We start from the raw sequence: 12,897 nt of genomic DNA, 5'->3' as shown, positions 1-12,897 counted from the left end.
ACTGTGCATCGGGCAATCCCCTAGTTTGCACGCGACACGCGCCGCCGTCGCGACCGCAATCATGCGTTGCAAGGAGGGTTGTGATGGCCACCACGCATCAGCACTTCCACCTCGAACTACGGCACGCCACCGCGCCGACCTACTTCATCAGTTACCTGTTCCCCGCGTTGCTGTTCGTCTACGAACTGCTGCGCGTCGGCCAGTGGATCCGCGATCACGGGATGCAGTTCGTCGCGTTCAAGCAGATGGGCTACGAGTATCTGCTGATGCTGCTGTTCGTCGGGCTGCAGATCGTCGTCGAGGCGATCTTCCTGCTCGGCGCGGCGATGCGCAAGGATCATCGCGATTTCGAGCACCGCTTGCCGAACGTGATTCTCGGCATCGGCCTGTCGATCGTGCTGCTGGCGATCGATCTCGGGATCCAGCTTTCGTTCTGACGGCCAGCGGGCGGACGCCCGCTGGCGATGGCGAGCGCGCTCAGGGGCCCGCGTCGCGCAGCAACGTCGCGACGGCGGCCAGCACGTCGTCCGTCCGCTCGCGGTGCGGCATGTGTCCGCAGCGGGCGAGCAACAGGAACGACGACGGCCCCGCGACGCGCGCGGCGATCCGCTTCGGATGCACGTCGGACCCGTATTCGTCGTCCTCGCCGTGAATCGCGAGCGTCGCGCACTGCACGCGCGGCAGGTCGTCGTCGAGAGTCCAGTCGCGAAACGCCGGCGACAGCCACGTGTCGACCCACGCGCGCAGCACCCATTCGGCCTTGTCGCCGTGATAGCGCGCGAGCCGGTCGAGCTGCCCCGGCTCGTCGAACTGCCGCCCGGCGTCGCGAATGCCGGCCAGCGTGCGATCCTCGACGAACGCCTGCGCGGCGACCGTCACGAGCGCGCGGCAACGCGCCGGCTGCGCGGCAGCACAGCCGACCGCCATCCCGCCGCCGACGCTGTGTCCGAACGCGACGAACGTATCGACGCCGAGTTGATCCAGCACCGCGACGAACGCATGATCGGCCTCGTCGCGCACGAACGTCGTGGCGAGTACCCCGGGATGACGGTCCGAACGGCCGAAACCAAGACGGTCGTATGCGATCACGTCGCGTTGCGTCGCGCTGGCGAGTTGCGCGGGGAAATCGCGCCACAGATCGACGCAGCCGAGCGAATCGTGCAGCAGCACGATCGGTGCGGCCTGCAAAGGTGCGGCCGGCCCAGGCGCGGCCGCGTGCCGCGCCGGCCCCGCACCCCAGCGTTTCGCAAAGAGACGCCCTTGCGGCGTCTCGACGGTCATCTCCTCGGTCACGATATCGGTCATGTGTCGGTCGTCTGCATGAAAGCGGCCGCCCGTCGGCGGCCGCATCGAATCCGGACATGGTGGCCCGTCGGCGCGCGCAGCGTCAAGCAAGCCCCTATCGGCCACGCGTTCATTCGGGCTGCGGCGGCAGATACTCCATCTGCGCTTCGTCGTACAGCCGGTAGATCAGCGCCTGCATCGCGCGAATGTCCTCCGACTCGTCCAGCATCCGCATGCTCATGATGATCGGCGACACGAGGTTCGGATCGTCGAGCGGCTTGTAGCTGATGTCGTCGCGCTTGAGCCCGTACACGCTGTGCGGCACGACCGACACGCCCTCGCCCATCGCGACGAGGCCGAGCGCGATCTGCAGTTCACGCGTCTCGTAGATCCTGCGCGGTTGCAGCGCGCGATCGTGGAAGGCCGCGAGCACCTGGTCCGCGTAGCTCGGGCGCGGCGCCTTCGGAAAGATGATCAGCGTGTCGTTGACGAGATCGTGCAGCGACAGCACGGGCTTCGCGCTGTCGAGCACGTGGCCGACCGGCAGCGCGACGATCATCCGCTCCTCGCGCAGCACGACGCGCCGCACGCTCGGATCCTCGTGGCGGATGCGCCCGAACCCGACGTCGATGCGCCCTTCCTTCAGCGCCTTGATCTGGTCCATCGTCGACATCTCGTGCAGGCTCAATTCGACGGCCGGATATTCGCTGCGAAAGCGCCGGATGATCTTCGGCAGCATCCCGTACAGCGTCGAGCCGACGAAACCGACCGACATGCTGCGCTCGATCTTGCCGACCCGCTTCGTCATCGATTCGAGTTCGGTGGTCTGCGCGAGCAACTGCACCGCGTGCGAATAGAAGAAGCGTCCGGCATCGGTCAGCTTCAGCGGCCGCGCGGTGCGCTCGAACAGCGGCACGCCGAGCGCTTCCTCGAGCTGCTGGATCTGCCGGCTCAGCGGCGGCTGCGCGATATGCAGCCGTTCCGCCGCCCGCGTGAAATTCCGCTCTTCGGCCACCGCGACGAAGTAGCGGAGGTGTCTCAACTCCATGTTCGAATCCTCCCGGGACAGGCGACGGACGCTCATCCGGCACCGCGCGGGCAGCGCCCGCACCGCTCACCCTTGCCGGCTATCCGTACCGGCCTCCTCGATCGCCTGCTAGCCGATCCCGTCACGATACCTCAGCCGGCGCCGATCCCGGCTCGAGCAGCGTCGTGCTGGCGGCGACGTCCGGGGCCGCGCAAAGCAAAACGGGAAGCCGCGAGGCTTCCCGTTCGTTCACCGACGCCGCGCCGCGGCATCGTGCGCACCGCATCACACCTCGGTCGCATACAGCGCGTCGCGCTGCTCGTTACTCAGCGTGTCGAGCGGCACGTCGGGCAACTGATAGCAGATCATCGTGCCGTACAGCTCGGCCAGGCAGTTGCTGCCGGCGTCGAGCGCGTAGCCGTCCTCGCCGTCCGGCGCCGGCGGATACACTTCGCGCCACGCGTTGATCGCGGCTTCGATTCGCACGATGGAAACGGGTCCGGCCTTCCGCTCGGCGGGTGATGCGCTCATGAATTCCTCTGGGTTGCGCGCTCCGCGGGCCATGCCGGCCCGGCTGGAGCGATGAAAACGCCGGGCATCTCGCCGGCCGCCGCGCGCCGCGCGCGCCGGATGCCGATCCGCGCCGCGCCTGTCGCGCCGGCCGGGCCGCGGCCCGGTAGGGTCGGGCAATATAACCGGCTTTGACCCCGCGCAGGCAAAAGCCGGGCAAAAAAAACGGGAAGGCGCGCGGCTTCCCGTTTCGTCGCCATCGCGCGGCTGCCTGCCGCGCCGGCGTCAGCCCGCGGTTTCGCGGTTCGCCACCGGCTGCCGCTGCGCGCCGCGATTCGCGGCGATCCACGGCGCGATCTCCATGTCCTCGTAGCGCACGAACCGGCTCTTCTTCAGGAGCCGGAAGCCGAGCCACACGACCACGAACAGCGGAATGCCGACATAGGTCGCGGTCACGCCAGCCCAGTCGATCCGGTTCGCGAGGAACGCCTGGTAATCCTGGCCGAGCGCGATCACGAGGCACAGCACGAATGCGAACAGCGGGCCGAACGGGAACCACTTCGACTGGTACGGCAACTGGTCGAGCGAATAACCCTGCTTCACGTACCCCTTGCGGAACCGGTAGTGGCTGACCGCGATGCCGAGCCACGCGATGAAGCCCGTCATCCCCGACGTGTTCAGCAGCCACAGGTACACGGTCTTGTCACCGTACAGCGACGTGAAGAAGCACAGCGCGCCGACGGCGGTGGTCGCGTACAGTGCGTTGCGCGGCACGCCGCCCGGCGACAGCTTCGCGAACACCTTCGGTGCGCGGCCTTCGGTGGCGAGGTTGTAGAGCATCCGCGTGGACGCGTACATGCCCGAGTTCCCGGCCGACAGCACGGCCGTCAGGATCACCGCGTTCATCACGCCGGCCGCGAACGCGAGGCCGGCGTGGCGGAACACGAGCGTGAACGGGCTCACGCCGATGTCGGTTACGTCCGTCTTCAGCAGGTTCGGGTCGGTATACGGAATCAGCACGCCGATCACGAAGATCGCGAACACGTAGAACAGCAGGATCCGCCAGAACACCTGGCGCACCGCGCGCGGAATCGTCGTGCGCGGGTGCTCCGATTCGCCGGCCGCGACGCCGATCAGCTCGGTGCCCTGGAACGAGAAGCCCGCGATCATCGCGACGCCCATCAGCGCCGGCAGGCCGCCCGCGAACGGCGCGTCGCCGATCGTCAGGTTGCCCCAGCCGTTCGCCGGCGCGCCCTTCAGAATGCCGAAGATCATCAGCAGGCCAACACCGATGAACGCGACCACGGTGACGACCTTGATCAGCGCGAACCAGTATTCGGCCTCGCCGAAGCCGCGCACGGTGAGCGCATTGAGCAGGAACATCACGGCGAGGAACGCCGCGCTCCACCACACGCCCGGCACGTCCGGAAACCAGTAGTGCATCACGAGCTGCGCGGCGACGAGCTCCACCGCGATCGTCACCGCCCAGTTGTACCAGTAGTTCCAGCCGAGCGCGAAGCCGAAGCCTTCGTCGACGTATTTCGCGCCGTAGGTCGCGAACGAACCCGACACCGGCATGAACGCGGCCATCTCGCCGAGGCTCGTCATCAGGAAGTAGACCATCAGGCCGATCAGCATGTACGCGACCATCGCGCCGCCGGGGCCGGCCTGGGAGATCGATGCGCCGGACGCGACGAACAGGCCCGTGCCGATCGAGCCGCCGATGGCGATCATCGTCAGGTGGCGCGCCTTCAGCGCGCGATGAAGCTTGGGTGGGTTCGCGGACGAACCGGGTGGGTCGGAATTCGGAATGGCGGACATAAACGAGACGAACGTTGAGCGGGCCGGCATCCGTAGCCGGCGCATGCGGAATCGGAGCGCGGTGCGCGTCCTGCGATGCATTCGATGCGGCCCCGATACGCGTTGCGCGGCGGGCGCCTGCGGCGAAGCGCGGATTCTACCTGATTCGATAGGGGGACAGCTGAGGTCGCGCCGCCCACCGCCATGCCGGAGACTTTGCGGAATCAACGGGTTGGCCGCGCCGGCCGTCGCCCTTTCGCCACACGTCGAAAAAACCACGGCTGCGATCGGGTCATTCGATTTTCGATTTTTCGGAGACCCTGTAATCCTGTCCCGATCCGCCAAATGCCGCGGCAATAGGCAAAATCGACTGATGATTATGCGATTAATCAGACAAAAAGGCCGACACTGCCAATTGATTCAAATCAAGTCGCCCGCACGCCATGAGGTAATGATGCGTAACCGTTTCGAATCGCCGTCGCCGCATGCATGTTTTGCATGTGCGGGCGAAATGCACGAATTCGCGGGATAATGACGCTTAATTCGAAATAATCCGCGCGCGGAACCGCCAACGACGCGAGTAGCCGCCGCCCGTGCCCCCCGAGGATGAAGTCATTCCCGCTGCCCGCCACGCTGCGCCGCCATACCGCGTCGATCGTGGCACGCATTCTGTCGCCCCGCGGCGTACTCGTGGCGGGCATCGTCCTGCTGATGTTCAGTTGGGGACTTTCCACGTCGCTATTAATCGAGGCACGGCGCGACGCGTATGGCCATGCGGTCGAAAATGCGCGCAACCTGATGCTGCTGATCGAACGCGATATCGCGCGCAATATCGAACTCTACGATTTGTCGCTGCAAAACGTCGTCGACGGCCTGGCCGATCCGGAACTGATGACCTTGCCGCCGCGCCAGCGCCACCGGCTGCTGTTCGACCGCGCGGCCACCGGCGCCTATCTCGGCTCGATTTTCGTGATGGATGCGCATGGCAATATCGCGATCGATTCGAGCGTGTCGCCCGCGCGGCAAGGCAATTTCGCCGACCGCGACTATTTCGCCGTGCATCGCGACCGGCTCGCCCCCGGCCTCTACATCAGCCGGCCGTACGCGTCGCGGCTGCGCGGCGGCGCGCTGACGATCGCGCTGAGCCGCCGGATCAACCGGCCCGACGGCACGTTCGGCGGGATCGTCGTCGGCACGCTCAGCATCGACTACTTCCGCGCGCTGCTCGACGGTCTCGCGGTCGGCCGGCACGGCAGCGCGGCGATCGTCGAGGACAACGGCACGCTCGTGTCGCGCCTGCCCTACGACACGCGGGTGGTCGGCCTCGACCTGCACGATTCGCCGCTGTTCATCGACGCGCAGCGCGGCCGCGCCGGCGAGCTGACCGGTGTCGGCGCCATCGACGGCGTGCGGCGCATCTATGTTTACAAGCATCTCGCCGGGCTGCCGCTGATCGTCGACGTCGCGCCCGCCGAGATCGACGTCTACGCGGCGTGGCGCCATCGCGCGATCTGGACCGTCGTGCTGATGAGCCTGTTCACGGCGTTCATCGCGTGGGGCTCGCTCGCGCTGTCGCGCGAGCTGAAGCGCCGGCAGGACGCCGAATCGAAGCTGTACCGGCTCGCGCACACCGATTCGCTGACGGGCCTCGACAACCGCGGCACGTTCGACACGGTGCTCGCGAAAGAGGCCCAGCGCGCGTCGCGCAACGGCCGCCCGTTGTCCGTGCTGTTCGTCGACGTCGACCACTTCAAGGCGTTCAACGACTACTACGGCCACCCGGCCGGCGACGACGTGCTGCGCCAGGTCGCGCAATCGCTGACGCGCAGCCTGCGCCGCGACAGCGACCACGTCGCGCGCTACGGCGGCGAGGAGTTCGTCGTCACGCTGCCCGACACCGACGCGCCGGGCGCGGCGACCGTCGCCGAGGGCATCCGGCGCGCGATCGCGGGGCTCGACATCGAACACGTAAAGAGCCCGTACGGGCGCGTCACGGCCAGCATCGGCACCGCAACCGCCGCCGACGGCCGGACGAACGCCGCGGCGCTGCTGCGGCGCGCCGACGAAGCGCTGTACCGCGCGAAATCCGGCGGCCGCAACCGCGTGCTGGACGCGCAATCGAGCGCGGCCGACGCTTGACGCGATGTGATCCGGCGGGCCGCGTGACACGAAGCGGCCGCCTGCCGCCCAGCCACGGCCCGACGGCCTCGCCGTGGACAGCCCGCGCGCGTTCGGCTAGCGTTACGTCAGCTGCGCATGCGGCGCGGCGCCGGCCCGCGCACGCCGCCGTGCGCGTTCCCGCCACTCCCGCTCCGTCATGACCGCCCCGCTCCCGACCCGACTGCCGCCGCTCGTGCGCCACGCGCTCCGCCCGCTGCTCGACCCGTACCGCCGCTACCGGCACGCCAAGCTGATCCATGCGGCGCGCGTCGCGCTCGCGATTCTCGTGTCGATCGCGCTGTCCACGGGGCTGAACGTGCCGCATGGCGAATGGTCGACGATCACCGTGCTGATCGTCGTCGGCGGGCTGCAGCATCACGGCAACATCCGCAAGAAGGCGGCCGAGCGCGCGCTCGGCACGTCGATCGGCGCGCTGGCGGGGCTCGGGCTGATCCTCCTCTACTCGTTCCTGCACGCGCCGTTCGCGATCTACCTGCTGATGGCCGTCGGGTGCGGTATCTGCGCGTATCACGCGATCGGCAAGGCCGGCTACATCGCGCTGCTGTCGGCGATCACGATGGTGATCGTCGCCGGGCACGGCGACAACGAGATCGTCGACGGCCTGTGGCGCGCTGTGAACGTGCTGGTCGGCATCGTGATCGCGCTGGCGTTCTCGTTCGCGTTGCCGCTGTACGCGACCTATTCGTGGCGCTACAAGCTCGCCGACGCGCTGCGTGCGTGCGCGGCCGTGCATGCGCGGCTCGCGGGCGACCGCCACGTGAGCGACGATGCGCACCTGAAGGAAATGGCCGCGCTGAGCGCACTGCTCGTGCAGTTGCGTTCGCTGATGCCGTCGGTGTCGAAGGAATGCGATATCCCGGTCATGCAGCTCGAGGCGATCCAGCGCAGCCTGCGCCTGTGCATCGGTTATCTGGAGATCCTGTCGAGCGCGCTGCCGGCCGCCGACGACGCGGCGGCCCGCGAATACGTGCGCGTCGAGATGAAGGGCGTGAACCGGCGCATCCGCGACACGCTGGTCGGCGCGAGCCGCGCGCTGAAGTTCGGCACGCCGAGCCGGCTCGCCCCGCGCCGCCGGCCGGTCGACCCGCCGCACGACGCGCCGCCGCCGCAGTTGTCCGGCTATGTATCGATCACGGCCAAGCTGGCCGGCGAAGTCGACCAGTTGCGCGAGCGGCTGCTCGATACCGCGCAGGCGTGGAATATCTGAGGTTCCGGTTTCGTGCGCCAGTCTTTCATATGCCTTTCTGTGTGGAGGGGTGCGCACTGACGACGGCGCCCCCTGCCTGACCGCCGATCCGGCCCTGAAATTCGGCCGCAGCCCGACCCTTCAGCACGCGTTTCGGCAGCGATGCAACGCCGTCCAGCCTTGCGTTCTCCAGCCGGTTAACCGCCCGTCAGGCCCGCCGCGACAGGCGCGACGACGGTTCCGCAGCAAAATCAGCCCTTGCCCCAACTTCCCGGACAGCCGATACTCGCATATTCCGCGAAATACGATCCCACCGGCTTCAATCCACGGTAATTCCTATGAGCACGATTCTCGAAAGCCTCCCGACCGGCCAGAAGGTCGGTATCGCCTTCTCCGGCGGCCTGGACACCAGCGCCGCGCTGCACTGGATGAAACTGAAGGGCGCCGTCCCGTACGCATACACGGCGAACCTCGGCCAGCCCGACGAAGACGATTACGACGCGATCCCGAAACGCGCGATCGAATACGGCGCAGCCGGCGCCCGCCTGATCGACTGCCGCGCGCAGCTCGTCGCCGAAGGCATCGCGGCGCTGCAAAGCGGCGCGTTCCACATCACGACCGCCGGCGTCACGTACTTCAACACCACGCCGATCGGCCGCGCCGTGACGGGCACGATGCTCGTCGCCGCGATGAAGGAAGACGGCGTCAACATCTGGGGCGACGGCAGCACGTACAAGGGCAACGACATCGAGCGCTTCTACCGCTACGGCCTGCTCGTGAACCCGGATCTGAAGATCTACAAGCCGTGGCTCGACCAGACGTTCATCGACGAGCTCGGCGGCCGCGCCGAAATGTCCGAATTCATGAACCAGGCCGGCTTCGCGTACAAGATGTCGGCCGAGAAGGCGTATTCGACCGACTCGAACCTGCTCGGCGCGACGCACGAAGCGAAGGATCTGGAAAGCCTCGAAAGCGGCATCAAGATCGTGAACCCGATCATGGGCGTCGCGTTCTGGCGCGACGACGTGAAGATCGCCGCCGAAGAAGTGACGGTGCGCTTCGAAGCCGGCCAGCCGGTCGCGCTGAACGGCGTTGAGTTCAAGGATCAGGTCGAGCTGCTGCTGGAAGCGAACCGCATCGGCGGCCGCCACGGCCTGGGCATGAGCGACCAGATCGAGAACCGCATCATCGAGGCGAAGAGCCGCGGCATCTACGAAGCCCCGGGCCTCGCGCTGCTGTACATCGCGTACGAGCGTCTCGTCACCGGCATCCACAACGAAGACACGATCGAGCAGTACCGCGAGAACGGTCGCCGCCTCGGCCGCCTGCTGTATCAGGGCCGCTGGTTCGACCCGCAGGCGATCATGCTGCGCGAAACGGCACAACGCTGGGTCGCACGCGCGATCACCGGCGAAGTGAAGATCGAACTGCGCCGCGGCAACGACTACTCGATCCTGAGCACGAAGTCGCCGAACCTCACGTATCAGCCGGAACGCCTGTCGATGGAGAAGGTGGCGTCGACGTTCTCGCCGCGCGATCGTATCGGCCAACTGACGATGCGCAATCTCGACATCACCGATACGCGCGACAAGCTGCGCGTGTATTCGCAAGTCGGGCTGCTGACGCCGGGTGAAGCGTCGGCGCTGCCGCAGATCAAGGGCGATAGCGACAAGTAAGCCCGTCGCTTTCGCGAGCGGCCGGGCGGTGTGACAACCGCCCGGCTGCATGCAGTCCTTCCCTTCCCGCTTTTTCTTCAAGCACTGCCGGATTCGCCACGCGTATCGCGACGGTCCTGCAGGCGCGTCAACGTTATTTCGATGCCGTGGCCGTCGCGGTGGCCGCAGTCGTCGTCAATGCCGTCGAAGCAGCAGCAGTGGCCGGCGCCGGCGTACGTGCCAGATCCCGACCGATCAGGTCCGCGACCAACTTCTCGCACGACTTGATCCCTTCCACCGACTTGTCGAAATTCTTCTCGAGATCGCTGAAGCTGCCGTACTTGTAGGCAAAATCGCTGTCGACGTGGACGCTGTTCGCCTTGATGTCGTAGCCGCACGCGAACGTCTTGTAATAGAGGTCCTGCTTCGTCTTCGCGTCGAGAATGCGCGCGCGGATGACGACCCACGGGACGTAGTCGAGCTGGTTGGGCGGCGAGATATAACCGAACGACGTGAACCACACGTTCATGATCGCGTCCGCGTCGGTCTGGATCGCCGAGTAGTCGTCCGACTTGCCGTCATCGGCGAGCTTCATCTTCTGACCGTCCAGCTTCACGACCTGATAGCCGTTGCCGGTGAGGCGGCCCGCCACGCCTTCTGCAATGTCCGGCGCGAACACGATCTTGCCGGCCGCGACGTGATCCGTATAGGTGCTCGTATGGCTTGCGTTGACGGCGCCTTGCGCGAGCGCGCCGATCAGCCCGAACCCGCCCGCCGCGCCGCCGAAATTGACGACCGCGACACGCTTCGGCTCGATGACGTCGAGCATCGCGATCGAATGCAGGTTCTGACGCGCTTCGGGTTTCATGTCGGTATTCGGCACCGTGGCGCAGCCGGACAGCAGCGTCACGAGTAGGCCGCAACCGAACAAGGTGGCTTTGGATGAGTTCTTCATTGGATCAGTGGCTTTCGTTGTTGACGGAACGTATTGATCGGGCCGTCGCACGCGGCGCGTCGACACGCCGCGTGCGGTTCGGCCGTGCGTTTATTGTTTGATCACCTGACCGTATGCGATGAAGCTGTAATCAGCCGCGCGCAGCACGTAGAGGATCGAGCGCTTGAAGCCGTTGGTTCCCGTGATCGGCACGAACATGATCGCGGCGCTGCCCGACAGCGGAACGCCGGCCGGCAGCTTGCAGCCCGTCGATGCGGAGGCCGTCACCGTCATGTCGTACATGTTCTGGCTCGAGCCGGGCGTGGAAAGCAGCAGCGTGCCGCTCAGGTTGCAACCGCTCAGCGTGCCGGTCAGCGTACCGCCCGATGCAATCGCGAACGACGCGTTGGTCGTCGCCCAGGTGCCCACCACGCTGTCCTGCGTGACGGCAAGTGCGTTCGCGGCGTTGTAGGTCCACGTGAAATTCGACGCCGTACCGTTGCGGGTGATCGTGCCGGACAACGTCTGCTGCGGGCTGTATGCGCCGGAGCCCGAATCGATCTTCGTGACGATGCCGCTCGTTCCTGCGAAGTTGATACCCGGCGCGAGCGACCACGTCGAACCGTTGACGGTCAGGGTCGAGAAATCGTCGGACATCACGAACGATCCGAGCAGGTTGAGCGTGCTCAGGTTGTTGTGCGGGTCGACCAGGGCGATCGTCGAGTAGCCGAGGTTGCCGGACGCCGACCAGATCCCGACCGGGCCGGTTGCCGTTGCGGCCGTCGAACCGGTTTGCGGGGTCGTCAGACTGGGCAGTGCCTCGCCGACCGTCACCGGCTGCGACGATGCGACGGGGGCGCTTGCGGGGGGAGCTGCGAGCGGTGTGGACGCGACGGACGGTGCGCTGGCTGCGTTATTGGCGCCGCCGGTGTTCGCGGGTGTGCCGCTGCTTGCGTTCGACGAGCCGTCGCCGCCGCCGCAACCGGCGACGACGAATACCGAGATTGCGGCTGCAGTCAGCAGGCAAAGGGAATGCTTGTTCAATTCAATCCTCGATTTTTTTGATGCGTTTTTTTTAGTGGTCTAGATTCGAATCGCGTTACTTTTCAGGTGGGTTGTATGGGCCTCCTCGAGCGATGTTGGATGCTTGGGGTGATGTGTTGGGGAAGCGCGATGAGGGGGCGTCGGTTGCCGAATATTCGGTGCGACGGGTACGAGCGTGGAGGTGTGGTCGTGCGGGAACGCGCACGCAGCGGTGAGAACCGCGTGCAGCAGCAGGCATGCCGCGGCAAGGCAAAGGCGCAGCGCACGCCAGCCCCCCGGTGCCTGCGCGCCCAATCGAATCGGTGCATCCCATCTTCTATACTGCGCACGGCTTCGCCGGCCGCGCGCCCCCTCGGTTATCTGGTCGTGTGGTTTGGTTCTACGGCTCTAGTAATACTTTTTTGAGCTACCGAGGAAGGTAACGGCGGTGGTGGGGATTTCTTTAGGGCGCTTTGTCGAGGGAATTTTCTAGGGGCTTTGTTCCTGGGCCTGTCAGGAACTTCAAAGCCTATCCGAACCTTTGCGTGTGAGGCATAAAATGCTCTCAAAGAGAGCTTATGCTTCGCAAATCGAAAGCCAATCCAGTGGACCTGCCAGCGATTCCGGCCGAACTGCTTGAGCAGTTTGGAAACGGTCCGATGACCGCCGAAGCCAGTAATGCCGAGACGCTGGCGCTCAAGAAAGCGCTGATCGAGTGAGCGCTGGGCGGCGAGAAGAGTCATCATCTCGGCTACGCCACTGTGCAGCCAAGCCGGCCAATGCCACGAATCAGCGCAACGGGCGGGACGCCGAGATCAATTTCTCGCGCGATCTAATCACGTCCGAAGTTCTTCGCCACCAGTGCCGCGCAGACCATGCAGACATTGCATCACTGAACCAACCGTGAATACCATGGATGGCTCGTCATCTCTGCAGGTTCCAAATATCGTAGAAACGTATGCTGATTTCGTGTTGCCAATGATGCATCGCTTGATTCAATAGGACTGCTCCATTCTGACTCGCAGTCTTCGCAAACCACGAAGAGCGAGTGACCATCTTTCTCGACCGCAACCAAAATTCGCCCCTGGCCACACACGGGGCAGGATTCGTTTACGACAGCGTAGTGCACGTATTTCATTGTCATGGAGCCTTCGGTAAGGGTAAGCCATTCCCAGGATACGCGGTTATAACTTGATTAGTTCCATGCACGGTAATAATTGTCACTGAATTCAAATTTTGTCGCTGGCCCGAGTATCGGGCCTGTCAGGAATTTCGTGTTTAAGGCATAACATGCTCT

General features: G+C 65.5%; 10 protein-coding genes and 1 pseudogene. 5 read left to right on the top strand and 6 right to left on the bottom strand.

Annotation, left to right across the window (positions count from 1 at the left end):
- The first annotated feature begins 83 nt into the window (after positions 1-83).
- Complete coding sequence (locus tag J8I35_RS05160; RefSeq protein ID WP_124631237.1) at positions 84-437, top strand: hypothetical protein; 354 nt, start codon at positions 84-86, stop codon at positions 435-437.
- Between the two features lie 40 nt (positions 438-477).
- On the opposite strand, the gene J8I35_RS05155 is transcribed toward J8I35_RS05160, so the two are convergent.
- The 4 genes from J8I35_RS05155 to J8I35_RS05140 form a co-directional block, all read right to left on the bottom strand.
- The gene (locus tag J8I35_RS05155; RefSeq protein ID WP_209924683.1) at positions 478-1,305 is read right to left on the bottom strand and encodes an alpha/beta hydrolase; all 828 of its coding nucleotides are present in this window, start codon (positions 1,303-1,305) and stop codon (positions 478-480) included.
- Between the two features lie 109 nt (positions 1,306-1,414).
- Positions 1,415-2,332: a LysR family transcriptional regulator gene (locus J8I35_RS05150; protein WP_050018064.1), complete on the bottom strand. Its 918-nt coding sequence runs from the start codon at positions 2,330-2,332 to the stop codon at positions 1,415-1,417.
- A 264-nt stretch (positions 2,333-2,596) separates the two neighbouring features.
- Complete coding sequence (locus J8I35_RS05145; RefSeq protein WP_047901546.1) at positions 2,597-2,842, bottom strand: DUF3717 domain-containing protein; 246 nt, start codon at positions 2,840-2,842, stop codon at positions 2,597-2,599.
- A gap of 264 nt (positions 2,843-3,106) precedes the next feature.
- Entirely contained in the window at positions 3,107-4,642 is a 1,536-nt protein-coding gene (locus tag J8I35_RS05140; RefSeq protein WP_050018063.1) for an amino acid permease, read from the bottom strand.
- A 585-nt stretch (positions 4,643-5,227) separates the two neighbouring features.
- Here J8I35_RS05140 and J8I35_RS05135 point away from each other — a divergent pair.
- The 3 genes from J8I35_RS05135 to argG all read left to right on the top strand — a co-directional run bounded on the left by J8I35_RS05135 (position 5,228) and on the right by argG (position 9,664).
- On the top strand, positions 5,228-6,760 hold the full coding sequence (locus J8I35_RS05135) for a sensor domain-containing diguanylate cyclase (protein WP_089489076.1): 1,533 nt from the start codon (positions 5,228-5,230) through the stop codon (positions 6,758-6,760).
- Between the two features lie 178 nt (positions 6,761-6,938).
- Positions 6,939-8,009, top strand: a complete 1,071-nt coding sequence (locus tag J8I35_RS05130) for an FUSC family protein (RefSeq protein ID WP_209924682.1) — start codon at positions 6,939-6,941, stop codon at positions 8,007-8,009.
- Between the two features lie 317 nt (positions 8,010-8,326).
- Positions 8,327-9,664 (top strand): argininosuccinate synthase, encoded by a 1,338-nt coding sequence (gene argG, locus J8I35_RS05125; RefSeq protein ID WP_050018060.1) that lies wholly within the window; start codon positions 8,327-8,329, stop codon positions 9,662-9,664.
- Positions 9,665-9,797: 133 nt separating this feature from the next.
- On the opposite strand, the gene J8I35_RS05120 is transcribed toward argG, so the two are convergent.
- Positions 9,798-10,598 (bottom strand): hypothetical protein, encoded by an 801-nt coding sequence (locus J8I35_RS05120; protein ID WP_209924681.1) that lies wholly within the window; start codon positions 10,596-10,598, stop codon positions 9,798-9,800.
- Between the two features lie 90 nt (positions 10,599-10,688).
- Complete coding sequence (locus J8I35_RS05115) at positions 10,689-11,621, bottom strand: hypothetical protein (protein ID WP_245170105.1); 933 nt, start codon at positions 11,619-11,621, stop codon at positions 10,689-10,691.
- 557 nt (positions 11,622-12,178) lie between these two features.
- Between J8I35_RS05115 and J8I35_RS05110 the strand changes: the two are divergent.
- Positions 12,179-12,414: pseudogene (locus J8I35_RS05110) on the top strand (IS256 family transposase); the annotation flags it as partial.
- Positions 12,415-12,897 lie beyond the last annotated feature (483 nt).

The organism is Burkholderia sp. CpTa8-5 (genome assembly GCF_017815045.1).
Taxonomy (GTDB): domain Bacteria; phylum Pseudomonadota; class Gammaproteobacteria; order Burkholderiales; family Burkholderiaceae; genus Burkholderia; species Burkholderia sola.
The sequence above is the reverse complement of the archived record's forward strand: the minus strand, read 5'-3'. Positions and strand labels throughout refer to the sequence as shown.

What these genes read in the sequence shown, in the direction of transcription:
- J8I35_RS05120 (WP_209924681.1), bottom strand. Translation starts at nt 10,598, where the DNA reads ATGAAGAACTCATCCAAAGCCACCTTGTTCGGTTGCGGCCTACTCGTG.
- J8I35_RS05135 (WP_089489076.1), top strand. Translation starts at nt 5,228, where the DNA reads ATGAAGTCATTCCCGCTGCCCGCCACGCTGCGCCGCCATACCGCGTCG.
- J8I35_RS05140 (WP_050018063.1), bottom strand. Translation starts at nt 4,642, where the DNA reads ATGTCCGCCATTCCGAATTCCGACCCACCCGGTTCGTCCGCGAACCCA.
- J8I35_RS05130 (WP_209924682.1), top strand. Translation starts at nt 6,939, where the DNA reads ATGACCGCCCCGCTCCCGACCCGACTGCCGCCGCTCGTGCGCCACGCG.
- argG (WP_050018060.1), top strand. Translation starts at nt 8,327, where the DNA reads ATGAGCACGATTCTCGAAAGCCTCCCGACCGGCCAGAAGGTCGGTATC.
- J8I35_RS05145 (WP_047901546.1), bottom strand. Translation starts at nt 2,842, where the DNA reads ATGAGCGCATCACCCGCCGAGCGGAAGGCCGGACCCGTTTCCATCGTG.
- J8I35_RS05150 (WP_050018064.1), bottom strand. Translation starts at nt 2,332, where the DNA reads ATGGAGTTGAGACACCTCCGCTACTTCGTCGCGGTGGCCGAAGAGCGG.
- J8I35_RS05155 (WP_209924683.1), bottom strand. Translation starts at nt 1,305, where the DNA reads ATGACCGATATCGTGACCGAGGAGATGACCGTCGAGACGCCGCAAGGG.
- J8I35_RS05160 (WP_124631237.1), top strand. Translation starts at nt 84, where the DNA reads ATGGCCACCACGCATCAGCACTTCCACCTCGAACTACGGCACGCCACC.